The following is a 26,418-nucleotide window of genomic DNA, read 5'->3' as shown; positions in this document are numbered from 1 at the left end:
TGTGTCGGAAAAATGTCAGACTAAAGCTTTCTGTGCTCTTCTTATTTTGATTTGAGCAAGAACGGTATAAAAAGAAGGCACAATAATCAGCGTAAGCATGGTGGAAAAAAATAATCCTGACATTATTGTTACAGCCAGCGGTCTGAAAAGCACATCACCTGCAACAGCCAGCGGCATTAAACCGGCTATAGCAGTAGCGGAAGTTAAAAGAATCGGACGCAAGCGGGATTCACCGGCGGAAATAACGGCTTCCACCAGTTCCATTCCTTCATGCCTGGCATTTTCAATAAATTCCACCAGTATGATACCGTTACGTACTACAATTCCTGTCAAACTTATTACACCCATCATGGTCATGAAGCCGAGCGGAGTTCTGGTAATAAATAAACCGATTAAGCTTCCGGCAAAAGCCAGGAATATGGTACTCATGACCAAAAACGGTATGGATAAAGAATAAAACTGTAAAGTAATTAAGATTATGATTAAGAAAAATACAATTACGGAGAGCTTGCCCATATCAATAAATATATCCGATTGCTCCGAAGTCTCTCCGGCAATCTCATACTGATAGCCTTCCGGCAGCTTAACCTTATTTAAAAGCGGGGTAAGCTCTTTTATGACATCTGTGGCGGTGCGGCCTTTCACGTCAGCTGTCACTGTCACCACACGAGACAGGTTTCGGTGGCTTATAGACGGCATTGAAAAGGAAGGATGAATTTCAGCCAGCTGGTATAATGGAACTTGTTCCCCCAGTGCGTTGGGCACTGTCAGGCGCTGAATAGCAGCCAGTGAATCTACTCCCTGAGTATCACTAAATAAAGTAATATCTATCAAATCCCTGCCGTTGTCAAACTGGCTGTTGGAGATACCCTCACTGACTAAACGTATAGTCCGGGAGATATCATTTGGGTTAACCATTTTTGCATCCATGTTTTCCTTATTCAGATCAAAGCTTACAGCATAGCGATCTATACCAAAAGAATCCTGGATATCCGTGGTTCCTCGAACACTCTTAGTTACATCCTGCATCTGTTTCGAAAGGTTGCGCAGTTTCTCCAAATCATCCCCGTAAATTCGTACTGCCACCGGGTTGCCCACCGGTGGACCGGCTTGCAACTCTTTAGGTATTACACTGGCGTTGGGGTAGCGATTTTGCAGTTCTTTTTCCCACTTCTTAACAGCGTCTTCTGTACTCAATTTATTCTTATCCAGTGTGACTACAAGCTGGGCAATATTATCACCACTGCCGCTTCCGGTATCGCCGCCAAACATTTTGGGGGCCATAACACCGGCATAAGCGCTGACCATTTTTACAGTTGCTTGTCCTTTTAACCAGAGGCTTAAATCTTGTACTAGATTCGCCGTGTTATTAATGCTGCTGCCAACAGGCAAACGAACATTGATTAACATCTCCGCGCGATTGGCATTGGGGAAAAGCTGCACCGGCGTGAAAGGAATCAAACCGTAAGCTAACGTGCCTATAAGCACACCGATCATACCTGTTTTTAACGGTTTTTTTAACATCCTGGGCATTAATTTCCCGGCATAAAAAGAAGTTACGCTCTGCAGCTGCTTGCCAAGCAAACCGGCCGGTTTCCTGTATTCGGCGGCTAAATCGGCTGCCTCAGAATTAGCCTTATCAGAGAGTAAGCCGGTCTTAATTCTTTTAGTCTCATGCCACTGGCGAAAAATAGGAATGATAGTCAGTGACATGGCCATGGAAGCCAACATGGTCAGGCTGATAATTACAGGAATCGGCCTGATAAAGGAACCTACATCACCCTGTAAAAAAGCCAGCGGGCCAAAGGCGCAAATAGTGGACAATGTGGCTGTCAGGATGGACACAGAAACCTCTTTACTGCCCTTGATAGCAGCATCCTCGGGTGATTCGCGCAAAACACTCAAGCGCCGTTCAATATTATCGTTGACTACAACGGCATCATCCACAAGAATGCCCAGCACTATAACCAGTGCTACAATGGATATCTGATTTAAAGATATACCCAGTGCGTTCAAGGGAATGATTCCCAGTGCTATGGATATAGGGATAGCCATCATAACCACAAATGAAGTGGTTAAGTTAAGACCCAGTGTGCAAACAAAGATAACAGATATAACAGCGAAAAAAGTCTCCCTGGCTAAATCTGAAAATAGCTCGTCTACCCGGTCATTTTGTGTGAAGATAACTTCCGCTGTTGACCAGGAAGGTATACCCTTAACCAGCCTGCTCATCATTTTGCTGATACTTTTCTGCAGGGAAGGCACATCACTGCCCGTCTCAGCACTGATGCTGACACTGATGGCAGGTTTGCCGTTTTGGAATACATATTCAGCAACTCTTTTGGTAGTCAAATCCACTCTGGCAACATCCTTTAAATAAACAGGAATATTGCCGGAAGTGCGGGATACCAGTACATTTTTAAACTCATCAACATTCTTTACTTCATTTAGAGTTAACTCATAAGTGCGTTTTTCACCTTCAACAGTACCCAATGGGTTTTTATCATTATACATCTTTACAGCGTTTAAAACAGTTGGCCAGGAAAGACCGTAGTTCTGCAATTTCTGACTGTCCACAATCACCCTGACCTCTTCCTCCGGCAGGCCGGTAACAGTGACATTAGATACATTAGGCAGAGTGCGCAGCTGATCCTTCCAGTTTTTTATCATTTCCCTCATGGAGTAAAGATGCTCCCTGTCAGGTGCTGTCAGGTTTATGGTTTGGACAAAGGTTCTGTTTAAATTATCATTAATAATCGGCTGCTTGGCGTCCTCCGGCAGATCTTTTTCTGCATCCTTGACCTTTTTTCTCAGTTCATCCCAAATCGCTTTAGGATCCTTTACGTCATCTTTGGCTTGAATAATAATCTGGGAAACACCCAGGCTGGAAGTTGATGTTATAGATTTCAGGTCTTCCATTTCTTTGATCTGTTCTTCAATTTTACGGGTTACCGTTTGTTCAACCTTCTCTGGACGAGCGCCGGGATAGACAGTGGTAACTAAAGCGGTTTTGACTATAATATCAGGTGATTCCTGCTTGGCCAGTTGAAAAAAACTAATAAAACCCAATGAAGTAATCATTACAAAGAAAAGAATAGTTATCTTCCTTTTCCTGATCAGGCTCTCCAGCAAACTACTCCCCTCCTAAGGGGGTAACAGGATCTCCGTCAAACAAACGATCTGCCCCGCTCGCTATAATTACGTCTCCTGCCTTAACACCGGAAGTAATCTCTAAATGATCGTTAACTAACTCGCCAACAGTTACAGTTCTTTTAACCGCTTTCTTATTTTGATAAAGGAAAACATAGGGTTTGCCGGTACCGGCACTGACCACAGCGTCAATGGGGGCCCAGACAGCTTCTTTTTCTTTCAGCGTACTGGTTGCTTTTACTACCTGCCCGGCAAACCAGTTATGATCGGGGTTTTCCACCCACACTTCTGTACCGATTGTTCCCGTGTTCTGTTCGGTAGCCGGATATATATATTTAACCGTACCTTCGCGTTTCTGTCCATAAAGATTAAGTGTTACAAGTTTTCCTACCTGCCACTGTGAAATTTCACGATCAGAAACAGGCAATACTACTTTAAGTTTATCGATTGCGCCTATTTTATAGACAGGGGTTCCGGCGCTGATCAGCTGTCCCAGAGTACTGAGCTTGCTGATAATTGTACCGCTGATAGGCGCTTTAAGACGGGTTTTTTCCAGCAAAAGACTGGCTTTTTCCTGTCCGACCACTGATTGCTGGTAAGCAGCGCGGGTTTGCGCCTTTATTTCACTGCGCGGGCCTTCGATAACAGTTGCATGAGCTTGCTCAGCGTTTTCCAGATCTTTTTGCGCTGCAATCATAACGGTTTGAGCTTTCTCGTAATCACTCTGTGAAATTGCACTGGCCTGGTGCAATGAGTTGGCCCGGTCGTAATCTGCCTTGGCTTTGTCATAACTGGTCCTGGCTTTATCCAGCATGGCCTGAGCTTGTATTTTTTCATGTTCAGTCGCACCGTTTTCCACCTGCTCCAAACCGGCTCTGGCCTGGCTTGACGCGGCTTTAGCATTTTCTACTTGAAGCATATAATCCTCATCGTCAATTTGGGCTATCACACTGCCGGCCTGAACATATTCACCTTCTTTTAGAGGCAGAGAGGTAATCCGTCCGCCTGTTTCAAAAGAGGCGGTTACCTCTTCTAAGGGCATAAGGTTGCCGGACAATTCACTGTTGATTTGCTGCTTTGTCGTGGCCAATTTCATTATTTCCACGGTTTTTTCCGTAACGGCTGAATCTTTTGTTGTAGATTTGTTTTTGTTGCAGGCAGATGCAATTATAGTTACCAGCAGTATAACAATTACCGCTGCAGCTATTTGTTTTATATACCTGCCCATATGTATCACCTCAGCTTTTGAGAAAAATTATGTTTAGCAAGTTGCCAACTAATCAATTAAGCTGGCTTTTAACTCCTGCAAGGCTTCCTCCATGGTTGCTAAATAATTTGTATAATGATTGATGCCTACACGATAGCAAATTTTCTTGGTTGGTGTCATCCGCTTTTCTTCCAACCGGTTAACTTCTTCAATATGAGCAATGGCAAGCTTGGTTCGCCGGATTTCCTCTTCTATCCATAAGATAATTTTATCCATTTCGGCGTGATGTCCAAAGTGCATGCGCATAATAAAATCAAAACGTATGGATAAAGGCTCCACAGGACTATCCAGATAAGCACGGAATGCTTCTTTTCCTTTTTCAGTAATAGAGTAAACATTTTTATTTGGCTTGCCTTCCTGGATTTGCAATTGCTTAGTTATGTATCCCTCTTTCTCCATTTTGTTTAATGTAGGATATATTGTCCCATAGGAGGCAACAAAAAAAAATGGGAAATGGATTTCTATATATTGTTTTATATCGTAGCCGGACATTGGTTTTTCCAGCAGCACACCTAGGAGACCGTTTCAAAAATACTCTTTTTTTGATTTACCTTAATAATTTCAACTACACAACTGGAATTAATAGATAAAACCACAGTATTTGGTGATTGTTTCTATCAAAAGAGCATCAAACAATTTAATTAAACAGCATAATGAAGCATACACAACACCATTTTCCATATAATTCCTAACGAATAGACACACTTATCCCTATACAACTATCGCAGGATTTTTTTTAGCTAAAGAAAGTATTGTTTTGATATTATGTAAAGCCGTATGGAGTTGCAACTTAAATCTATTTTTTTCAAGTCCATTATATTTACCCTTTCGGGCTCCATTTTTAGTAACACAATAAATTATTCTCTCAATCCGACTACGGAAACGATACTCCTCTTTAAACTCTGCTGTTTGTTGTTGTTTACGTGCCTTTTGCAATAATGCTTCATGCGGATGTATTCTTACTGTTCTGCCATCTTTACTTTTGGTGCATTGATTTCTTAGATCGCAATTTTGACACTGTTCTTTTGGGAATTTACAGCATATTTCCTTTTCTCCCAGTTCCTTATCTATTTCAAGTCGAACTCCGGCAGGGCATTCTATAAATTTGTTATCCAGATCAATGATGAATTTGTCTTTATTAAAACATCCATTTACATTGGTTGACGGAGGTACTTTGGCGATTAGTTTGATTTTTTCTTTTTTAATGTGTTTTCTGGTTTCAGCACCACCATATGCGGTATCACCGCTAAGGGAATCAGGTTTACTTCCTGTATTTTCTTGACGCTGCTTGATTAAGTCAGGTACAGGTTCACTGTCCGGAACGTTAGCAGCAGTTATTTCTGCAGCTGTTATTATCTTGTTTTCTATACCGCCGGACATGATGTGTCCCTTGTAACCATCTGTTTTACTGCTCGTTGTTTTGCGTCCATGACGCATTTGCGGATCTTCTACTGATATGATTCTGTCTTTAGCTACACCCTGACGGATGGCTATATTTCCATCTTTTTCTTCAATGTCCTGCTCTGCTACTATTTGCAAAAGTTCTATGCATTGGTTTAGTTCTTCACTGATTTTGGCTTTGTTCTCTTTTGCCCATAAGGCTATTGTTCTGGCGTCAAGGACCATTTCTGTGAGTAATTTATTGCGAGCTTCTATGTTATCCCAGTCTATAGTGGGTTTTTTATTGTTAAGGTAATCATCACGATTGAGTTTTTGTCTTATATCTTCAATAAAGCCCTCAACGTCAGCCTGGCGTAATACCCGGGCTGTGGCTTTCCGGATCATGGTAAAGGTACTTTGACGGGCTGCCGCTCCATGAATCATAAATGAGTCGACAGCATCTTTATTAGCTTCTTCGAATAGCCCTGCTTCTGCTGCATTTTCTATTGTTTTCTTTAATATTTTCTTTCCCTGCTCGTCTTCTAAGAATATTTTGCGATATCTGCATAATGTGGCATGGTCAAGTTTTATCTGGGGGGTACGGCTAAGGCAAAGTGCATATTTTACGCGGTCATCGAACATTGCTGATTCTTCCATAACACGATCGGAGTATTGTTTTTCAAGCTGTATCAGTATGGATTTCAGCATAAACACCGGGGGTAATGACGGGCGTCCCCTATTACTGGAATATAGATGGGCAAAGTCATCATCTGACAGATTTTCTTCTGCCCATTGACGCACTTTATGCCAAAATGAATTTTGGGGTATTCGTTTATACCATTCATCTGTATCAGAAAAGTTAATTTGATTTGTTAGTTTACCCATCATGGCTAAATACCCCCGCATATGGTTATTTATTTTAATTATACCATATTTACTCGTATTTTTGGGGACTTTCTTTGGATCTTATTAATTAGGTTAAAGCCTGCTTTGCAATATCTATACATTATATTAGGGAGATTGATTTTTGAAACAGTCTCCTAGAATGACATCCTGACCTTTTAAGTCAAGCACCTCCATTCATTATAGTTATATTCACAATGTTAATATTGCCATGATCAATATACCTGGTATTTATTTACCTGTCAATAAATAATTGCTTTGGATTAAATTATTTTCTCAAGTCCATATATTTGCAGGATTTTTAAATTTAAAACAGAAATATTGTTAAAATCAACATGTTTATATGATTTATCTAATGAATAATACATGTTGGAAAAGGTTTGCTAACACATATTTAGATTAAATTAATGCGCATATTCTATTTACTTAACGGTGCAGCGTTATATTTAATACTAAATATTTATAGACCCTTAAAATCCGGTAGGAATCATAACGACAAGGAGGTAATTATCGCATGTCAATACGTCTCAAACTCTCTCTGCTTAACACCTTTTTCTTAATTCTTCTCCTAGCTGTTGTGGGTATCTTCTCAATAAACTCAATTCACTCCAGGTTAATTGAATCTTCTCAAATAAAATTAAAATCGGATTTAGGTATGAGTAGAAATCTCATCGAGCAGACCTATCCCGGTCAATGGTCTGTACGCGAGGGGATGCTCTACAAGGGTGATGTTAAAATCAATGACAACTATGAAATAGTCGATAAAATCGGTTCAATTACCGGTGACACTGCCACAATTTTTCAAGGCGACAGGCGGGTATCCACTAATGTTAAATCTGCTGACGGAAAGCGGGCTATCGGAACGCGGGCTGCTGCTGAGGTAATACAAACAGTTATTACACGGGGACAAACCTATACGGGCAAAGCACAGGTGGTTGGCGAATGGAATCAAACCGCGTATGAACCAATAACTGACAGTCAGGGCAAAGTTATTGGAATGCTTTATGTAGGCGTTCCTAACAATCTCTATGACCAGACACTCAAAAAATTAACTTTTGAAATTATACTTTTCGGTATTATCGGTTTAGTATTGAGTATTTTGCTTTCAAACTACCTGTTAAGGAGAATTTTTGTCAAGCCTATACAACATTTCATAGAGTTTTCGGAAATCATATCAAATGGCGATTTTTCACAAGAAATCACATATAATTCAAAAGATGAATTCGGTAAACTGGCTCAAGCTTTTAATAAAATTACTCATAACCTAAAAGATATAACCGGCCAAACCACTGTTATATGTAATAAAGCAACTGATACGGCTAACACACTGGCCTCCCAGGCAGCTCAAACTTCTTCTGCTACTGTAGAAAATGCCTCCACTGTCAGTGAGATCTCAGCAACCGTAGACTCCATGGCACAAAATATTAAAGAGGTGTCTGGCCAGGCTGAAGAAGCCAGCCGCCAGGCCCAACAAGGACAAGAAAATATAGAGAGAATAGTATCAAGCATGCATGATATTGAATGTTCAGTAGGTCACGTGTCTGATTCCTTGAATTCACTGAATCAAGCTATAGGGAATATCGGACAGTTTGTGGATACTATTAACAATATTGCCGAACAAACTAACCTCTTGGCCCTTAACGCTGCCATAGAGGCGGCACGGGCTGGTGAAGCCGGCAAAGGTTTTGCTGTGGTTGCCGATGAAGTTAGAAAACTTGCCGAGGGTTCTGCCAAATCAGCCAGTGAAACCAGACAAATCATCACTGCCGTACAGGCGCAATCAAACCAAGCTGTAAAGAATATGGAAGTCAGTAAGGAAGAGGTAACCCGGGGAGACAGGGTAATCCGAGAGGTAAGTCAATCACTGGTGGCCATAACCGGTTATATTCAAAATCTTAGCCAAAAGGCTCAAGAAATAGCTCAGGCTTCAACTCAGGTAGCGGATGCCGTACAAAATGTGGCAGCTACTACGGAGGAACAAACTGCTGCGATAGAGCACATCTCATGTTCAGCTGCGGAAATGAATGATTATGCTGCACAAATGTATAAAGAACTGCAGAGATTCAAACTTTAATACCATTTCCTGGGCAACAAAAATGCGCAACAATATTATTGCTGCGCAAAATGGGTTAATTTTTAACTGTAAATTAATTTATAGAAACCTTAACCAGTGAAAAATCCTGTAAAGTCGCAATACCCTTGCCTATACTGATATTATAGGCATAGCCTAAGCTGCCGTCCTTATTAACCTCAAGATTGTACGAACCGGGCTGGGCTGCTATCTTATACATGCCATTACTGTCGGTTGTACTAACATCTTTCAGCACACTGGGATTATTCCGTGCAAAGAGCTTAACCAGAGCACCTTCCACAGGACAATTGTTCATTTTAACTGACCCTTTGACTCCTTGAAAGGCCATGAAAGAAACATATGCTCTGTCCAGAGCTGTTACCGCCTCTGCCCTGGTGATTGACTGTGCGGCTTTGAAGGTGCCGTCGGAATAGCCTTTCATTATGTTATTGGCAACCACAGCCTTAATTCCGCTTGCCGACCAACCGGGAATGCTGTTCGCATCCTTAAAATTCATATTGCTGCCGTTGTTAAGTTGAAGAAGTCTTGTAATTATAACCGCAGCCTCCTGGCGACTAATAAATTTGCCGGGTTTAAACGTGCCTCCCTCATAGCCGGATATATAACCACCGGCAACACCGGCAAGCACACCTGGGTAGAACCAGTCTGTTTGCTTTACATCAGAAAACTTGCACTGGCTGTTCGGATTTTGCTTTTTAAAGGCCTTATTGACCAGAGTAACGAATTCCGCTCTGCTTATTTTTTGATTCGGTTTAAACAAGCCCTCCGGGTAACCTGATACATAACCGGCAGATATCCATTTATTAATAGAAGCTTCTGCCCAGTGTCCTTTGACATCAGTAATTGTTGCTGCCGAAACACCGCCACTTAGGCTGAATACCAGGCATATAAATACTGCTAATGTAATCAACCCGTTTTTCATCCGGTCTTGCTCCTCCTTATCTTACCGGTTGCCCGATAAACAAACTAACTGCTTATTATTAGTCATCTTCTGTGGTGAAGGACCACTTAATCTCGTCATTAGTATAACTGGAATATTCAGCTTCAATTACACCGCTATTAATAGTAACAGTATAATCCTCATTATAATCAAGTTCATCATCCAGTTTTATAATAAGTTCATTATCATCTATTTCTACAGATTCGACATCAATATTGTCACTGACAGTAATAGCATGACGTATATCACTTAAACTGTTTTTTGCTTCAATATCATTATTGAATCTTACCACTAACTCGTCGGTATCTTGATCCACATTGTCAGCACCGTCAGCAGGGCTTAAGCTTTCAACTTTCAATTCATCTTCACTTTCTATATCAAAGGACCAGGCAATTTTATCATTAGTATCATTGGAATCCTCTGCCTGAATGACTCCACTGTCAATAGTCACTGAGCAATTTTCATCATAATCAAATGCGTCTTCTAAGTTAATGTAGAGAGTATCATTTTTAATTTCTACAGATTCCACATCAATACTGCGTGTTACATCAACATTTTCATTGTCATCAGTTGCTGTAATGGCAATAGCGTCTAATACGGCTTCATAATCTTCTTCAGCTTCAATATCCTGGTTAAACTTTACAACCAATTGCTCAATATCTCTGTCAACATTTTGCTTGTTCTTAGCCGGAGTATAACTTTCTACTGTTAACTCATCTTCGTCTGTATCTTCATCGTCATCATAAGCGTAAAGATAATTAATTTCAGAACTGCTGCTTAAATAAATAACTGCTTTATCTCCTTCTGAAATATCATCCCAGTCGGCGCTTTCTTTATTTAGATAAATTTCTGTATCATCAGTTATCTCATAGGTTTTATTATTGATAGTAACACTGTCATCGTCTATATCGGTAATTGTCCCCTTTACTACTTTGTAGTGGGAGGTTTGATTATAATCCGACAAAAGATTAAACAATATGACAGCTATTTCCGCCCTCTTAATAGGCTTGTTGGGTTGAAACATATTTCCCGGATAACCTACCATGTAGCCGCATCTGTACATAGAGCCTATGTATGATCTGGCATAAACAGGAATATCATTCATGTCAACAAAGTTAATATTATTGTAGGAATCAAGATTGGCGGCCCGTGCTACCCATATTGCGACTTCATACCTTTTGGCCGGAGTGTTGCCGGCAAAATTTTTAGCTTCCTTTTCGGAAATAATATTTTTTTCCACGGCAAAATCAATACTCTCCCGTGCCCAATCAGGAACACCGGACCATTTGTTATCAGCGCTATAATCTTGATTCATGCCCAGGGCCCTACAAATCATCGTTAATGCTTCGTATTTGGTTACCGATTTTTCAGGCTGGAAATTTGCATCCGGATAACCACTGATTATACCCTGCATATTCATCGCACTGATCTGGGGTATTGCCCAGTGATTAACTACGTCCTTAAATTTAATTTTATTTGCATTTTGCTTTGTTACATTAAAACTATAATTAACTACATTATTAAATTTATTGTTGCCATTACTTTTACCATTATTTTTCGCCATCGCTGCTGTGGAAGTACTCAATAATAAAACTGACATGGCTAAAAATAAGGTCAAACCTCTCTTAAACATATTTTCCCCCTCCATAATGAATAATTCGATAACAAACAGTCTTGCCAATCAACCTCCTTTATAGTTTTCTATTAGATAAATACGAAACAACCTCCATAAAATCCGAGGTCGTATATAAATTTCTTCAAAACTTTTTAGGCTGCTGTAGACAGAATTGCTCAATAATTCTTCTTTTAGCTTTTTCTTCGATAGTATCTGTACCATAATATTATTGACAAATCAACAACCCTCTGATAGCTTTGAACATAACAGTTATTATTTTAGGAGTTGAAAAAATGAGAATTAAAGAGATAGCGGCTGCCGCAAAAAAAGCTTCCATTAAGTTGGCTGCAGCGGAAACTGAATTAAAGAACAAGGCCCTTCAAGAAATAGCAATAAACCTGGGCAATTGTAAGGACAAAATAATTGTGGCCAATAAAGCCGATCTGGAAAGAAGTGAAAAAGAAGGCCTGGCATTACCTCTTCTAAAAAGACTAAGATTTGATGAAAGCAAAATTCAGGACGTGATTGAGGGGATACAAAGCCTGATCAATTTACCCGATCCTGTCGGCCAAACTTTAGACTCCACTGAAATGGACGGAGGCCTGGAACTCTACAAGGTCAGCTGCCCAATTGGCGTAATAGGTGTTATTTTCGAATCACGCCCGGATGCCCTGGTGCAGATTTCCACTTTATGTTTAAAAAGCGGTAACAGTGTGCTGCTAAAAGGTGGCAGCGAAGCCAGAGAAACCAACAAAACTCTAGCTGAGATTATAGTAGAAGCAGCGGAAAAAGCCGGTCTTCCGCCAGGTTGGTTGCAGTTACTGGAAACCAGGACTGATGTCAACGATATGCTTAAGCTAGATCAATATATAGATCTTATTATTCCCCGCGGGTCTAACGATTTTGTCAGATACATTATGGACAACTCCAGAATAGCTGTGCTGGGCCATGCTGACGGTATCTGTCACTGCTACGTGCATAAAAATGCCGATTTAGATCTGGCTGTCAAGGTGGTTGTTGATTCCAAAACCCAGTATGCGGCAGCCTGCAATACAACCGAAACTCTGCTCGTTGATAAGGAAATAGCCCCGCAATTCCTGCCTCTGGTCAAAGAAGCATTGGAGGAAAAACATGTAGAACTTGTCGGTTGCTCAAAGACTCTGTCCGTCATTGATATAACTCCCGCCTCAGAGGAAGACTGGAAGACTGAGTACTTGGACTATAAGCTATCTATTAGAATAGTGGAGCAGCTGGACGAAGCAGTTGAGCACATCAACACCTATGGTTCGGGACATACCGATGCAATCATTACCGAAAACAAAAATGCTGTGGCTGCATTTATGAGCCTGGTAGATTCAGGAAGTGTTTTCTGGAACTGTTCAACACGTTTCAGTGACGGTTTTCGTTACGGCCTGGGGGCTGAGGTCGGCATCAGCACCAATAAAATACATGCAAGGGGACCTGTAGGCTTGGAAGGCTTATTAATATATAAATACTTGTTGGCTGGCAGCGGCCAGACAGTGGAGGAATACGCCAATCGCGTTAAGAGGTTTACTCATAAAAAGCTGCACAAAAATTTCAACCTATAAAAACAAGGGATTGCTCTAAAAAAACTGGCTGACACGCAATAAATACGCATATACAAAGGGAAAGCTAAATTAGCTTTCCCTGTTAATTTACTACTTCAAATACTATTGAATATTCTGCGCCTCAACTTCCAGCCGCATCATTTGCACATGAGCCCGGCCCTGTGTATCTAGCGGATATTTACCTATATATGTCTTTACCGCTTCATATATAAACTCTTCCTGCAAGTGCTGCGGTACTGCCTGAATATAAGGAAGCCAGGTAGTCCTGAACCAGGCCGCCAAACCCTCTTCCCCCCCGTGTACCATATCCTTGGGAATCAGCTCTACTCTAATTGCATTAAGACCGGCCATTTCCAGCCAGGCCAGATATTCTTCGGGGCCATAAAAACCGTATTTAAATGAGAAATTGGTAAAATACTCGCTCCATTTTGACTTGCCCATAATTGTTGAAACAACTGTCAGCATGGCCTCAGTATTACCCCTGCCTCCCATTTGCAGCAATACTTTTCCAAATGGCCGCAAACACTTTTTGATTCCTTGCAAAACCTTCAAATGCTCCGTTGTCCAGTGAAGAGCTGCATTAGAAAATACAACATCAAATTCAGGCTGAAAGTCCAGCTCTCTGGCATCTATCTTCAGAAATGAGAGATTCTTATTTGTATCACACCCTCTTGTCTGACAGGCGAAAAAAATCATTTCCGGAGAACTGTCTATGCCCAGGACGGAGCCCTCTGTGAGTAGTCGGGCTATGGCCGCTGTGACTTTACCGTCACCGCAGCCAATATCCAAAATCCTTTCATCGCCCCTTAATTTAAGTTTTGCAATTAATTCCGTTGCCCATTTTTCTTGTTCGGATGAGCTTCTGCTGTAATCCCCTGCATTCCACTTAAACATTTTCTCACCCCGTTTATAACCTGTGAAAAATGCTTATTAACTCAGTTTTTAAACAGTCATCTGCATTATGCTGTGCAGATCCTGAGCCATAACTTCCTTCTTTATATCAGCTATTTGCAAGAAGCTGTGGTATACCTTATCCAGCGCCTCACGATCCATCCTGTAACCCAGTGTCTCCAGCATATGTTTTAAGGCATGCCGCCCGGATCTGGCAGTTAAACTTATTTTACTTGCGGAAGCGCCGACTGTTGAAGGGTCAATTATTTCATAAGTTTGCCTGTCTTTTAAAAAGCCATCCTGGTGAATACCGGAAGCATGCATAAAAGCATTTTCGCCGACAATAGGCTTATGAGCCGGCACCGGTACACCGGCAGTTCTTGCTACCAGCCTGCTGGCAGGCCATATTTCTTGGGTATTTATATCTGTTCTAATACCGTAATGATCGCGCCTTGTATGGATTGCCATGACCACCTCTTCCAGAGAAGTATTGCCGGCCCGCTCGCCAATTCCGTTGACTGTAACCTCAACCTGGTTTGCTCCTGCCTCTATACCGGCCAGGGAATTTGCCGTGGCCATACCCAGGTCATTATGACAGTGCACGCTGACCACTACATTTTCAATGTTTTTCACATGGTTCATGACATAGGAGATTAACCGGCTATACTCCTGAGGGGTAGCATAACCCAAGGTGTCAGGTATATTAACCACAGTTGCACCTGCTTTAATCACCTGCTCCAAGACTTGAACCAAAAAATCCCTGTCTCCGCGGGTAGCATCTTCCGCAAAAAACTCTACATCTGCCACGTATTTTTTGGCATGTTTAACTGCGGCTGCCGCTGTTTCAACTACCTGTTCCGGTGTAAAACCCAATTTCTTCTCCATGTGTACGGAGGATACTCCGATACCTGTGTGAATCCTCGGGTATTCAGCAGAGCGCAGGGCTTCGGCACATCTGTCAATATCACTCTTAACAGCACGGGTCAGGCCGCAAATCACAACACCTTTCACTTCCCTGGCTATAGCCTGCACTGAAATAAAATCTCCCGGAGAAGAGTTAGGAAACCCTGCCTCAATCACATCTACTTTTAACCGCACCAGCTGCCTGGCAATCTCTAATTTTTCATCAACGTTTAAGGTAATCCCCAGTGATTGTTCACCGTCTCTTAAGGTGGTGTCGAAAACAAATAACTTGCGCATTATTTAATTCCTCCTCTAAAATTATATAATTTTCCGGTAATCTACAAAGACCGCTAAGGTCTGCTTCCATGAGCACCACCCCCTTTATGCAACAAAAATATAAAAACCCTTCGTCTCATTCTTGAGACGAAGGGTTAGCTTCGCGATACCACTCAAATTGACGACATGAAGCCGTCCTCCTCGTAAGATACGGGATTAATATCCGATATCCCCTTCCTTTTAACGGTAGAAGCCCCGTCCGAGCCTACTCGCAAAGTACACCCCTTTACTTTTGGTCGGCTACTCCAAGGAGAGTTCAGCGCTGGCCTTCGTCTGCCTCACACCAAACGGCAGATCTCTGAACCCGGCACTAGTCACCTACTATTCCCTGTCATCATCATTTTAGTTTAGCTATTAAAATATTAGTAGTTATTTTACCAGCATAAACCTCAGCTGTCAATAGACAGACAAGCTTTCACCAGCATTATTTTTAAGCAGCAATTTAATTGACACCTGCAGCATTATGATATAAATTATAACTCGACAGGAACAAAAAAATACAAATAAAACACTGTAATCTCAAACAGCCTGTATCTAAAGCTGAGATTCCCTGAAAGTCAATTTTATAACTATTATTAAGCATTTATTATAAAAGGAGAGAAGGAATATGAAAATTATCGGCATTAACGGAAGTCACCGCAAAGGGAAGAATACTGCTATTATGCTTCATGCTGTACTGGATGAAGCCGCAGCTCTCGGTGCAGAAACAGAATTACTGGAACTAACTGATTATAATATTAAATTCTGTGTCTCCTGCAATAAGTGCCTCGGTAAACCCCAATGTTCTATTACCGATGACGACAACACGCTTGTCGGTGAAAAATTGCTTCAGGCAGATGGTATCGTATTGGGATCACCTGTTTACTGGGCTAACGTTACCGCTCTTATGAAAAACTTTATGGATCGCACCCGTTGGCTGCATATGTGCAAAAATATGCTGGCCGGCAAGGTCGGGGCAGCCGTAACTATAGCGGGCCTGCGCAACGGTGGCCAGGAAGCAGCTCTCCGCATCATGGAGCACTTTCTTACCGTCCAGGGCCTTTATGTTGTAGACTCCCGCAACCAGTCAGCGCCCATTATGTCAGGCGGTGTAAATGGCACACTTTTTGCCGATATCAAAGACGGAAAAACTGTCTGGCGCAGGAGCGTGTCAGAGGATGAACTGACTATGTCAGATTGCCGCCAGTTAGGTCGTAATATGGTAAATGCAATAAATTCTCTGCTCAAATAGCCAAGGCCCTTTAATTTCACTTATTAAACCACCTGTTTAAATAATTTATGGCCTTGCCTGTTTGAGCCTCCATCAATTTAAAAAGAACTGATTCTTTATACTATGGTTTTTAAAAATTCCTCATATTTAGCTTCGTTAAACCCGATCAGCAATCTTTGGCCATCAGAAAGAAGAGGTCTTTTAATTAGTTTTCCGTCTGCCTGCATAGCCTGCAGCAACTGCTCTTCCGTCATAGCTGCCACTGCTTCTTTGCCCAGCTCACGGTAGGATTTGCCGCTGGTATTGAGCAGTTTCTTTAATTCTTTACCGCTTAGCGCAACCAGGTCTTTAATCTCTTCCGCTTGGGGCGGAGATGCCACAATATCCTTTTCCTGGTATGTAATACCTTTACCGTTTAGCCAAGCCTTGGCTTTTTTACAGGTGCTTCATTTAGAATAACAATAAAAGGTTAAGGCCATTAAAAAAACCTCCTTGGGGTCTATTTTTTATAGTTTAACACTTAGTCTTAATATTTGGTAGAGCCAAGCCGGTCTGTGAGAATTTTATTTTAACAGCGGCAATTTAATATAAAGTTATTGAAAGACGGTGAACCTATGAAGCTGATCGTTAACGCTGATGATTTTGGTTACAGCAGGGGTGTTAATGAAGGTATTGTAAAGGCTATTGAAGAGGGTATTGTCCGAAGCACTACACTGATGGTTAACCAGGAAGGCACAGAGCACGCTCTGTGCCTGTTAAAAAATAGCACTTTGCGGGCTGCCGGCATACACCTTTGTATTACCCACGGGCAACCGGTTGCCGGTCTGGAAAAGGTTGCCTCCCTGGTAGACAGCACCGGTAATTTTAAAAATCCGACAGATATTTATAACGAGGGTATAGACAAGAAAGAAGTTCTCAATGAGTTTGAAGCACAAATAATGAAGGTCAAAGACATGGGCATAAGAATCACGCACTTGGACACGCACCATCATATCCACTCTCACCCGCTTGTCTTGGAAGCGTTTATTGAAACAGCAATAAAATATAGATTACCGGCACGCAGCATCAACCAGGAGATGAAAAACCTTTTTCAATCTATAAATATACCCACACCTGACTATTTTTGCGGAGAATGGTTTGGTGAAGCGGTATCTCCGGAATCTTTCCGGCAATTTATCAGCAGTGCCCAAAACCAGGCTGTTGGTATTATGGAACTTATGTGCCATCCAGGTACAGTAGATCAGACACTTGCTGAAAACAGCAGTTACATTGACGGACGGCGGAAGGAATTGAACATCCTCTGCCAGAGCAGCACCAGGGAGTTTCTGAATACAAATAATATTCAACTTTGCGGGTATGATTTTTTAATGAGTGGACAATAATCTCCGGTGATAAAAAAAGAATCCAAGATGTACTTTGATGTACACTTAGGATTCTTTTTTTGATATTTATAGGGGATATGCCATTTTTATCATACTTAACTTTATTTATGATTTAAGAAACAGTACTTTAAGACTTAATCTTAAAATTCAGTTCTCCTTCTTTAATCGTTAACAGTACAATTTGATTGGGTACAATCTCTCCTTTTACCAGCATACGGCTGAACGGAGTCTCCACTTCCTGCTGAATTAAGCGCTTTAAGGGTCTTGCCCCGTAAACCGGCTCATAACCCTTATTGGCAAGGTAATTTAAAGCATCATCGCTCCATTCCAATTTGATACCGCTGCCTGCATTAATACGCTCAGCCAGTTTCTCCAATAATATCGCGGCAATTTTTCTCACCTGAGGCTGGTTGAGGGCGTGGAAGACCACAACTTCATCAACCCGGTTGAGAAACTCCGGGCGAAAATGCTGGCGTAAAATGCCCAGTACTCCGGATTTCATCTGCTCATAGTCGCCGCCTTGATCCTGGTGGTTGAGGATTTCCTGACTACCCAGGTTGGAGGTCATGATCACCACGGAGTTTTGAAAATTAACGGTTCTTCCCTGACCGTCAGTCAGGCGACCGTCATCCAGCAACTGAAGCAAAACATTAAAAACATCGTGGTGTGCCTTTTCTATTTCATCCAACAGGATTACCGAGTAGGGTTTGCGGCGTATTGCTTCAGTCAGTTGACCGCCTTCATCATAGCCGACATAGCCGGGAGGAGCGCCTATCAAGCGTGAAACAGTGTGCTTTTCCATATACTCGGACATATCCAGCCTGATAATATTTTTCTCATCATCAAAGAGAGCCTGTGCCAGAGACCTGGCCAGTTCTGTTTTGCCCACACCGGTAGGTCCCAGGAAAATGAAGCTGCCGATAGGACGGTTGGGATCTTTAATGCCCGCTCTGGCCCTCAGCACTGCGTCTGCCACCGCGCGCACAGCCTCGTCCTGACCGATAACTCTTTTATGCAGTTCTTCATCCAGGTGAATCAGCTTTTCTTTTTCCCCTTCCATCAGCTTACTGACCGGAATACCGGTCCACCGGCTGACAACACTGGCTATATCTTCTTCATCCACTTCTTCTTTCAGAAGCATGCCGTATTTTTGTTTTCCTGACAACAGTTCCTCTTCTGATTTAAGCCGGCGCTCCAGCTCATTTAAACGTCCGTATTTCAGCTCTGCCAGGCGGTTTAAGTCATATTCCCGCTCTGCTCTTTCTATTTCCTGTTTAGTTTCTTCTATTTCCTTTTTAATCTGCTGCAGGCGGGAAATACCCTGCTTTTCTACCTGCCATTGGGCTTTCATGGAGTCAGACTCGCTGTGCAGGTTGGCCAGCTGCTCTTTTAGTTTTTCCAATCGCTCCTGTGAAACCTGATCTTTTTCTTTGCTCAGAGCTGCTTCTTCAACCTCCAGCTGCATGATGCGGCGGGTGATTTTATCCAGGTCGGTAGGCATACTGTCGATTTCAGTACGCAATTTGGCCGCTGCCTCGTCCATTAAGTCAATTGCTTTATCCGGCAGGAAACGGTCTGAAATGTAGCGATCCGAGAGCACTGCCGCCTCAACCAGCGCGCTGTCCTTTATACGCACACCATGGTGTATTTCATAGCGTTCTTTTAAACCCCTTAAAATAGAAATAGTATCTTCAATAGAAGGAGGGTTAACTATAACCGGTTGGAAACGCCTTTCCAAAGCGGCATCTTTTTCTATATGTTTTCTGTATTCGTCCAGCGTAGTGGATCCGATAGTACGCAGCTCTCCGCGGGCCAGCATGGGCTTTAACAGGTTGCCTGCGTCCATTGCCCCTTCAGCCGCTCCCGCTCCGACTACTGTATGCAGTTCATCTATGAACATGATGATTCTGCCCTGCGAGTTCTGAACTTCTTTTAGCACGGCCTTAAGACGTTCTTCAAACTCGCCCCGGTACTTGGCACCGGCCACTAAAGCACCCATATCCAATTCTATAAGTATCTTATCCTTTAACCCCTCTGGAATGTCACCGGTTACAATACGCCGGGCCAGGCCCTCTGCAATGGCGGTTTTACCGACTCCCGGTTCACCGATGAGCACAGGGTTGTTCTTGGTGCGGCGAGATAGAATTTCCATAAGGCGTCTTATTTCGTTATCCCTTCCGATAACCGGATCTAGTTTGCCTTCACGGGCCAGTTTGGTAATATCGCGACCATAGCGTTCCAGCGCTTCATAGGTGTCCTCAGGGCTATCGCTGGTTACACGCTGGTTGCCCCTCACTTCGCGCAGGGATTTTAACAGCGCGTCAAGTGTCAGGCCTACCTGCCTGAGCACCTCTTTCGTATCCTGTTCTCCTTCATACAACAGGCCTAACAGCAGGTGCTCCACACTTACATAATCGTCTTTCATATCCCTGGCTTCTTTTTCAGCCCTGGCTATGGCACGGGCCAAGCCCGTGCCCATGTGCAGCGTTCCGTCATAACCCCTGATCACGGGGATTTTTTTTAAATTTTCTTCTATTTTAGTAGACAAAAGATCGGTGCTTACTCCGGCATGTTCCAGGATTCGGGGAATCATTCCTTCTTCCTGGGTTAGCAAAACGGCTAACAAGTGCTTACCGGTTATTTCCTGGTGATGCCTGGAAGCCGTAAATTGTTGAGCTGCGGACAATGCCTCAGCGGATTTTTTAGTAAAACGGTTCATATCCATAATATCCCCGGCAGCTAAATACCGTCCGGGTCTTCACCTCCTTTTTAACTGTTCAACTTCTTCCTGTAGTCTTTCCACTTGTTCCAGTAAATTTAAAATTATTGCCGCTCCCGGCAGGTTAACCCCTAAATTGCTGCGCAGCCGCAGTAATTTTTGCAGCCTTTTTACCTGGCGTGCGGAGATATACCCTTGCCTGATTTCTATAATACCCAGGTCAGCCAGCTGTTGTGCGGTATCGGGATGCAAACCCAAAGTGTTCACATCAACCCAGACTTCTTCCTCACTGGTTGATGGGGTGTGATAGTAAACTTGCAAGTAATATTTTGTCACCGCATTACACCCCTTTCCTTAACGCGGCTAATTGCCGGTAGAGTGCCTCTTCTTCCTCAGAAAGTCGCCCCGGTATATCTATTTTAATCCTCACATACTGGTCACCCCGGCCCTCTTTAACAGGCCAGCCTTTGCCCCGCAGCCGCAATCTCATGCCTGACCTGGCTGAGGCCGGAATCTTCATGGTTACCTGACCGTCCAAAGTGGGAACACTTACTTTGTCACCCAATACAGCCTGTTCCGGCCGAACAGTAATCTCAGTTTCCAGATCATTACCTACCAGTTTAAACAAGGGATGCTCCGCCAGTTTCACTTTGAGATACAGGTCACCCCTGGGCCCGCCCTGTATACCTTCACTGCCCTGGCCTTTTAAACGAATGCGGCTGCCGTCCTGCATGCCCGGCGGTATTTTTACGGCCAGAGTTTTAGTGCCGGACTTAACACCCGTGCCGCCGCAGCGATTGCAAAAAGTATCCTGGGCATAACCGGTGCCGCCGCAGGTCGGACAGGCTTCCCGCTGTGCCAGCTGTAAGGATTTTTCCCCGCCTCTGTAGGCATCCTCCAGTGACAGTTCAATCTCACTCTCCACATCCTGACCGCGCGTCGGGCCACGCCTGGTTGCTCTGGCACCTCGACCGAACGGGGAACCACCGCCTCCGAAAAGCATTTCAAAAAAGTCGCTAAAGCCCCCCTCGCCACCATTTGCATTGGTATAAAAATGAAAACCGTCCATATCCGGCGGAGGTCTGAAATCCTGCCCGCTGCGCCAATTAGCTCCCAACATGTCGTATTTGCTGCGCTTTTCCGGGTCACTTAAGACTTCGTACGCTTCATTAATCTGCTTAAACTTCTCTTCAGCCGCTTCTTTTTCTTTGCCGCTGTTTAAATCCGGGTGCCATTTGCGGGCCAGCTTGCGATAGGCTGATTTTATTTCTTTATCAGCAGCATCCCTTTTTACGCCTAAAGTTTCATAATAATCTTGAAAAGCAACACTCATTGCCTATTCACCTGCCTTTCGCTACACGGACCGCAGCCGGACGAAGCAATTCCTGTCCTAAACGGTAACCGCTGAGCAATTCTTCTGCAACATGCCCGGGCGGGCAATGCTCATCTTCTATAAAGCCGACTCCCTCATGCTCAGCCGGGTTAAAGATTTGGCCCTTACATTCGATCAACTCCAACCCGTGCTGCTTGAGTATATCGAAAAACTGCTGGCGAACCATCACTAAACCCTGCTTGACAGAATCCTCCTGTACTTGTCCCATAGCCCTTTCCAGGTTATCCAAGGCAGGCAGGAGGTCTTTTATAACCTGTTTTTTGCCGCTTAAGGATATGCTATCCCTTTCCCTTTCCATTCTTTTTCGGTAGTTATCAAAATCCGCCAGTGTTCGCAAATGGCGGTTTTTTTCTTCTTCCAATTCATGCTGCAATTCCGCTGCTTGCAATTCTAACGGTTTTTCCGGACTTCTTTTCATTTAAGCCCTCCTCTCATTGTATTACTTGAGAGTAAAATTTATATTATGTAATTCACATTCATATTTCCAATATATTATAAAAAATAATTTATTTTAGTTTGCGGCCCGGCAAAGAGGCAAAGATAGATTACCTTTATCCCAGTGCCAGACCGTATTTTCATCTTAAACTACCTTGATGCAGCCTCATTAAGAAGCTGTTGAAATATGCCTTACTCCCATATTACCTAAAGCGATTATATTGCCTCAATATTATTTTTCTTCAAATTCCGCATCCACCACACCGCTGTCATTCCGGTGCCCGCCACCGCAGTTGCCGCCGCTGCAGCCACCTGCTTCACCCTGCTGTTGATAAGCTGCTTGTGATAAGGCATAGACAGCCTGCTGCAAATCACTCTGCAGGGCTCTAATACGGTCAACCGGTGCATTTTCTTTCAGTGCAGTCTTTAAATCGCTCAGCAATTCTTCTATACGTGCTTTCTCGTGTACCGGAACTTTATCTCCCAAATCTTTCAGCTGTCTGTCTGCCTGGTAGGCCAAAGTATCTGCCTCATTGCGCGCTTCTACTTCCTGCTTGCGTTTTTTATCTTCAACTGAGTTGGCCTCGGCTTCTCTCACCATACGGTCAATTTCCGACTGATCCAAGCTGGTGGAACCGCTGATGGTTATTGTTTGCTCTTTTCCGGTTCCGTTATCTTTAGCGCTGACTTTCAAAATACCGTTAGCATCAATATCAAAGGTTACCTCAATTTGCGGTATCCCCCTGGGAGCCATAGGAATTCCGTCAAGCTTGAACTGGCCGAGCGAGCGGTTGTCACGGGCCATTTCTCTCTCACCCTGCAGTACATGAATATCAACTGCCGGTTGATTGTCTTCCGCCGTGCTGAATACCTGGCTGCGTCTAACCGGGATAGTAGTATTTCGCTCTACAATTCTTGACATAACCCCGCCCAGAGTTTCCACTCCCAGGGACAGAGGAGTTACATCCAAAAGCAGTACATCTTTTACCTCACCGGCCAATACACCGCCCTGAATAGCCGCTCCCACTGCCACTACTTCATCCGGGTTTACCCCCTGATGCGGTTCTTTGCCACCTGTCAACTGGCGCACCATTTTCTGCACAGCCGGGATACGGGTAGAACCACCTACCAGAATTACTTCATCAATGTCTTTTTCCGTCAGTTTGGCATCAGACAGTGCTGCCATTACCGGGCCGCGGCAGCGTTCAACCAGATGGTGGGTAATATCATCAAATTTAGCTCTGGTTAATTTCATATCCAAGTGTCTGGGACCGGAAGCATCAGCCGTAATAAAAGGCAGGTTAATCTGAGTTTCCATAGTAGTGGAAAGCTCCATTTTGGCCTTCTCCGCCGCCTCGCTCAAACGCTGCAAAGCCTGCTTATCTTTTCTCAAATCGATCCCGTTATCCTTTTTAAACTCTTCTGCCATCCAGTCTACCAGCACTTTGTCAAAATTATCGCCACCCAGGTGAGTATCACCGTTGGTAGCTTTAACCTCAAACACACCATCACCCACGTCCAGTATGGATACGTCAAAAGTACCGCCACCCAGGTCAAAGACCAGGATAGTCTGGTTTGTTTTTTTATCCAGGCCATAAGCCAGGGCCGCGGCAGTAGGCTCGTTAATAATCCGCAATACATTTAAACCGGCAATCTTGCCCGCATCTTTGGTAGCCTGGCGCTGGGCATCATTAAAATATGCAGGTACAGTGATAACAGCATCAGTTACTTTTTCACCCAAATACTTGGCGGCATCATCTGCCAGTTTGCGTAAAACCATAGCGGATACTTCTTCAGGAGAGTACAATTTACCGCGAATATCAAATTTTACTGTATCATTGGCCCCTGCAACTGTTTTATAAGGCAGCAATTGTCTTTCCTCGGCCACTTCAGAAAAACGGCGACCGATAAAACGTTTTACAGAATATAAAGTATTCTCCGGGTTCAATACAGACTGCCGTCTGGCAACCTGCCCTACCAACCTTTCCCCGTCCTCTTTATATGCCACCACCGAGGGTGTAGTACGGGCTCCTTCCGCATTTACAATGACTGCCGGCTTACCGCCTTCCATAACCGCAACAACTGAATTAGTAGTACCCAAGTCAATACCTACAGTTTTAGCCATAATACAAACCCCCTTAGATTATATTAATTATTTTTTGTTAACAGTTTGACTTGCCGGAATCAATCTCTGACCATCTTTGACCTTAATATACATCAATTAAATTCCCCTGTCAATAATATAGTTTTAGTTTTTTCTTGAATTTTTAATAATATTAGAAAAGAATTCTGTTCAAGAAAGTCGTCTTAAATTTCCTTAAGTATAAAAAAAACATTGCATAATTTAAACATAAAACAGATAATATTGTAAGATACCACAGTTTTGAAAGGAGAAGCTATGATAAACGCAACAGCAGACAAATACTCCTGGGACTTAACCGCTATCTTCCCCTCTGACACAGCCTGGGAAGATGCCTTAAAGCAAATACAGGAGCTAACCTCCAAAGTCACCTCTATGCAGGGCAATCTAACCGTTTCGGCAGAAAACCTGTATGCCGCTCTGGCCGATATTGACCGGTTATCCATCAAACTGGAGCAGGCTTATAGTTACGCCAGGTTGGCTTTTGACACTTCCATGGGTGACAACACAGCCAAAACACGCTATGAGAGAATTGATGCTTTGTCTTCGGGAATAGACGCACAATTGTCTTTTGTTGAACCGGAACTGCTCCAATTAAATGAAGAAAGCTTCCTATCTTATAAAAAACAGCTGCCGGAACTGGAAATATACTCTTTTAAATTTGAAAAACTATTTGCTCTGAAAAAACATGTCCTCTCACCGGATATTGAACAAATTTTGACTAAAATGAACTCTCTGGGCCGCTCCTTTAAAAAAATATTTGACGATATAGCTGTCAATGATTTAGATTTTCCCGAAGTGGCAGGTTCCGACGGGCAAAAGTTTACCGCCGGCGAGGCTAATTATCTCAAGTGCATGACTTCTCAAGACAGGGTTTTGCGTGAGAATTATTTTAAGGGACTGCTCAATACTTACGCCTCACACAAAAATTCCATTACCTCCACTTATTATGGAGCAGTTAAAAACAGCATATTCACTGCCGGTATCAGAAACTTCAGCTCATCACTGGATATGGCCCTTTCCAGCAACTTCATACCGCCGGGAGTTTACGATAACTTAATCAGCACCGTGCGCAGCAATGTCGACAAGCTGCAGCGCTATATAGCTTTGCGTCAAAAAATCCTTGGTCTGCCGGAAATTCATTTTTACGACCTGTTTGTCCCGGTGGTCAAAGATATGAATAAAACCTACACTTTTGAAGAGGCCAGAGATATTGTGCTGGAGGCACTGGCTGTTCTGGGAGAGGATTATGTAGGAATACTGAAGCGGGCTTTTTCCGAGCGATGGATCGATGTCTACCCGGCTAAAGGCAAGAGATCAGGTGCTTACGCTATGGGAATTTACGGCACTCACCCTTTCTCCCTGTTAAACTTCTCCGGTACTGTAGAGGATATTTTCACCCTGGCCCATGAGTTAGGCCATGTAATGCACAGTTATTTCAGCAATGAAAACCAGCCTTACATAAATTCACATTATGTAATTTTTACGGCCGAAGTGGCCTCAACCGTAAACGAGACTCTGCTCTTAAACTTTTTATTAAAGAAATCAACCTCTGAGCAGGAAAAAGCCAACTTGTTGAGCATGCATCTGGACAGCATCCGCTCGACCCTTTATCGCCAGACATTTTTTGCGGATTTTGAAAAGCAGGTTCACGAAACCGTGGAAAAAAATCAGCCTCTAACCCCGGAGACACTGCAAACCGTCTATAAAGACTTATATAAACTGTATTATGGAGAGAATTTTGTCATTGATACGGAATTAACCTGTGAATGGCTGCGAATACCTCATTTTTACTCCCCCTTTTATGTCTACCAGTATGCAACAGGTATTTCAGCGGCTATAAGCATAGCAGCCGGCATCTTGAATAAAAACCGGTCATTTTTAACAGGCTATAAGAATTTTCTTAAATCCGGAGGTTCTAAACACCCAATAAACTTGCTGCAAGAGGCAGGTGTGGATATGTCAACACCACAGCCCATCCAAGATGCTTTAAATGATTTTGAAAACTCGGTAAAACAACTTTCGTCTATTTTAAAGTTATAGCCAGGCATAAACCAGACATTAATCTCTATC

Annotated in this window: 18 protein-coding genes, 1 pseudogene and 1 other annotated feature; of the genes and pseudogenes, 5 read left to right on the top strand and 14 right to left on the bottom strand. The window is 43.0% G+C overall.

The window, feature by feature from the left end; genetic code table 11:
• Window positions 1-15 precede the first annotated feature (15 nt).
• The 4 genes from DTOX_RS09945 to DTOX_RS09930 form a co-directional block, all read right to left on the bottom strand.
• Complete coding sequence (locus DTOX_RS09945) at window positions 16-3,132, bottom strand: efflux RND transporter permease subunit (RefSeq protein ID WP_015757560.1); 3,117 nt, start codon at window positions 3,130-3,132, stop codon at window positions 16-18.
• 1 nt (window position 3,133) lies between these two features.
• Entirely contained in the window at window positions 3,134-4,378 is a 1,245-nt protein-coding gene (locus tag DTOX_RS09940) for an efflux RND transporter periplasmic adaptor subunit (RefSeq protein WP_015757559.1), read from the bottom strand.
• A gap of 48 nt (window positions 4,379-4,426) precedes the next feature.
• Entirely contained in the window at window positions 4,427-4,927 is a 501-nt protein-coding gene (locus tag DTOX_RS09935; protein WP_278184582.1) for a PadR family transcriptional regulator, read from the bottom strand.
• 201 nt (window positions 4,928-5,128) lie between these two features.
• Window positions 5,129-6,685: an IS5-like element ISDce1 family transposase gene (locus DTOX_RS09930; RefSeq protein WP_015757025.1), complete on the bottom strand. Its 1,557-nt coding sequence runs from the start codon at window positions 6,683-6,685 to the stop codon at window positions 5,129-5,131.
• Window positions 6,686-7,214: 529 nt separating this feature from the next.
• Here DTOX_RS09930 and DTOX_RS09925 point away from each other — a divergent pair.
• Window positions 7,215-8,774, top strand: a complete 1,560-nt coding sequence (locus tag DTOX_RS09925) for a methyl-accepting chemotaxis protein (protein WP_015757556.1) — start codon at window positions 7,215-7,217, stop codon at window positions 8,772-8,774.
• Window positions 8,775-8,847: 73 nt separating this feature from the next.
• On the opposite strand, the gene DTOX_RS09920 is transcribed toward DTOX_RS09925, so the two are convergent.
• Both DTOX_RS09920 and DTOX_RS09915 read right to left on the bottom strand, forming a co-directional pair.
• Window positions 8,848-9,714: an S-layer homology domain-containing protein gene (locus tag DTOX_RS09920; RefSeq protein ID WP_015757555.1), complete on the bottom strand. Its 867-nt coding sequence runs from the start codon at window positions 9,712-9,714 to the stop codon at window positions 8,848-8,850.
• Window positions 9,715-9,772: 58 nt separating this feature from the next.
• The gene (locus DTOX_RS09915) at window positions 9,773-11,365 is read right to left on the bottom strand and encodes an Ig-like domain-containing protein (protein ID WP_162013534.1); all 1,593 of its coding nucleotides are present in this window, start codon (window positions 11,363-11,365) and stop codon (window positions 9,773-9,775) included.
• A 275-nt stretch (window positions 11,366-11,640) separates the two neighbouring features.
• Between DTOX_RS09915 and DTOX_RS09910 the strand changes: the two genes are divergently transcribed.
• Entirely contained in the window at window positions 11,641-12,936 is a 1,296-nt protein-coding gene (locus tag DTOX_RS09910) for a glutamate-5-semialdehyde dehydrogenase (RefSeq protein ID WP_015757553.1), read from the top strand.
• Window positions 12,937-13,038: 102 nt separating this feature from the next.
• Here DTOX_RS09910 and DTOX_RS09905 read toward each other — a convergent pair whose 3' ends face one another.
• Window positions 13,039-13,830: a class I SAM-dependent methyltransferase gene (locus DTOX_RS09905; protein ID WP_015757552.1), complete on the bottom strand. Its 792-nt coding sequence runs from the start codon at window positions 13,828-13,830 to the stop codon at window positions 13,039-13,041.
• Window positions 13,831-13,893: 63 nt separating this feature from the next.
• A pseudogene (locus DTOX_RS09900) lies at window positions 13,894-15,027 on the bottom strand (2-isopropylmalate synthase); the annotation flags it as partial.
• 119 nt (window positions 15,028-15,146) lie between these two features.
• Window positions 15,147-15,410, bottom strand: a binding site (T-box leader).
• 263 nt (window positions 15,411-15,673) lie between these two features.
• Between DTOX_RS09900 and DTOX_RS09895 the strand changes: the two are divergent.
• The gene (locus DTOX_RS09895; protein WP_015757550.1) at window positions 15,674-16,297 is read left to right on the top strand and encodes a flavodoxin family protein; all 624 of its coding nucleotides are present in this window, start codon (window positions 15,674-15,676) and stop codon (window positions 16,295-16,297) included.
• Between the two features lie 95 nt (window positions 16,298-16,392).
• Here the strand turns inward: DTOX_RS09895 and DTOX_RS09890 are convergent, their stop codons facing one another.
• The gene (locus tag DTOX_RS09890) at window positions 16,393-16,755 is read right to left on the bottom strand and encodes an arsenate reductase family protein (protein WP_015757549.1); all 363 of its coding nucleotides are present in this window, start codon (window positions 16,753-16,755) and stop codon (window positions 16,393-16,395) included.
• 135 nt (window positions 16,756-16,890) lie between these two features.
• Here DTOX_RS09890 and DTOX_RS09885 point away from each other — a divergent pair, with 135 nt between their 5' ends.
• On the top strand, window positions 16,891-17,658 hold the full coding sequence (locus DTOX_RS09885) for a carbohydrate deacetylase (protein WP_042315653.1): 768 nt from the start codon (window positions 16,891-16,893) through the stop codon (window positions 17,656-17,658).
• Between the two features lie 127 nt (window positions 17,659-17,785).
• Here the strand turns inward: DTOX_RS09885 and clpB are convergent, their stop codons facing one another.
• The 5 genes from clpB to dnaK all read right to left on the bottom strand — a co-directional run bounded on the left by clpB (window position 17,786) and on the right by dnaK (window position 24,330).
• Entirely contained in the window at window positions 17,786-20,383 is a 2,598-nt protein-coding gene (clpB, locus tag DTOX_RS09880; protein ID WP_042315652.1) for an ATP-dependent chaperone ClpB, read from the bottom strand.
• 33 nt (window positions 20,384-20,416) lie between these two features.
• Entirely contained in the window at window positions 20,417-20,713 is a 297-nt protein-coding gene (locus tag DTOX_RS09875; protein ID WP_015757546.1) for a chaperone modulator CbpM, read from the bottom strand.
• A gap of 4 nt (window positions 20,714-20,717) precedes the next feature.
• Window positions 20,718-21,710: a DnaJ C-terminal domain-containing protein gene (locus DTOX_RS09870; RefSeq protein ID WP_015757545.1), complete on the bottom strand. Its 993-nt coding sequence runs from the start codon at window positions 21,708-21,710 to the stop codon at window positions 20,718-20,720.
• 7 nt (window positions 21,711-21,717) lie between these two features.
• On the bottom strand, window positions 21,718-22,188 hold the full coding sequence (locus DTOX_RS09865) for a nucleotide exchange factor GrpE (protein WP_015757544.1): 471 nt from the start codon (window positions 22,186-22,188) through the stop codon (window positions 21,718-21,720).
• Window positions 22,189-22,437: 249 nt separating this feature from the next.
• A complete protein-coding gene (gene dnaK / locus DTOX_RS09860; RefSeq protein ID WP_015757543.1) occupies window positions 22,438-24,330 on the bottom strand; it encodes a molecular chaperone DnaK in 1,893 nt (630 codons plus the stop codon).
• Window positions 24,331-24,603: 273 nt separating this feature from the next.
• On the opposite strand from dnaK, the gene pepF reads away from it, so the two are divergent.
• Window positions 24,604-26,388: an oligoendopeptidase F gene (gene pepF / locus DTOX_RS09855; RefSeq protein WP_015757542.1), complete on the top strand. Its 1,785-nt coding sequence runs from the start codon at window positions 24,604-24,606 to the stop codon at window positions 26,386-26,388.
• Window positions 26,389-26,418: the final 30 nt, after the last annotated feature.

Source organism: Desulfofarcimen acetoxidans DSM 771, assembly GCF_000024205.1.
Classification (GTDB): Bacteria; Bacillota; Desulfotomaculia; order Desulfotomaculales; family Desulfofarciminaceae; genus Desulfofarcimen; species Desulfofarcimen acetoxidans.
The sequence above is the reverse complement of the archived record's forward strand: the minus strand, read 5'-3'. Positions and strand labels throughout refer to the sequence as shown.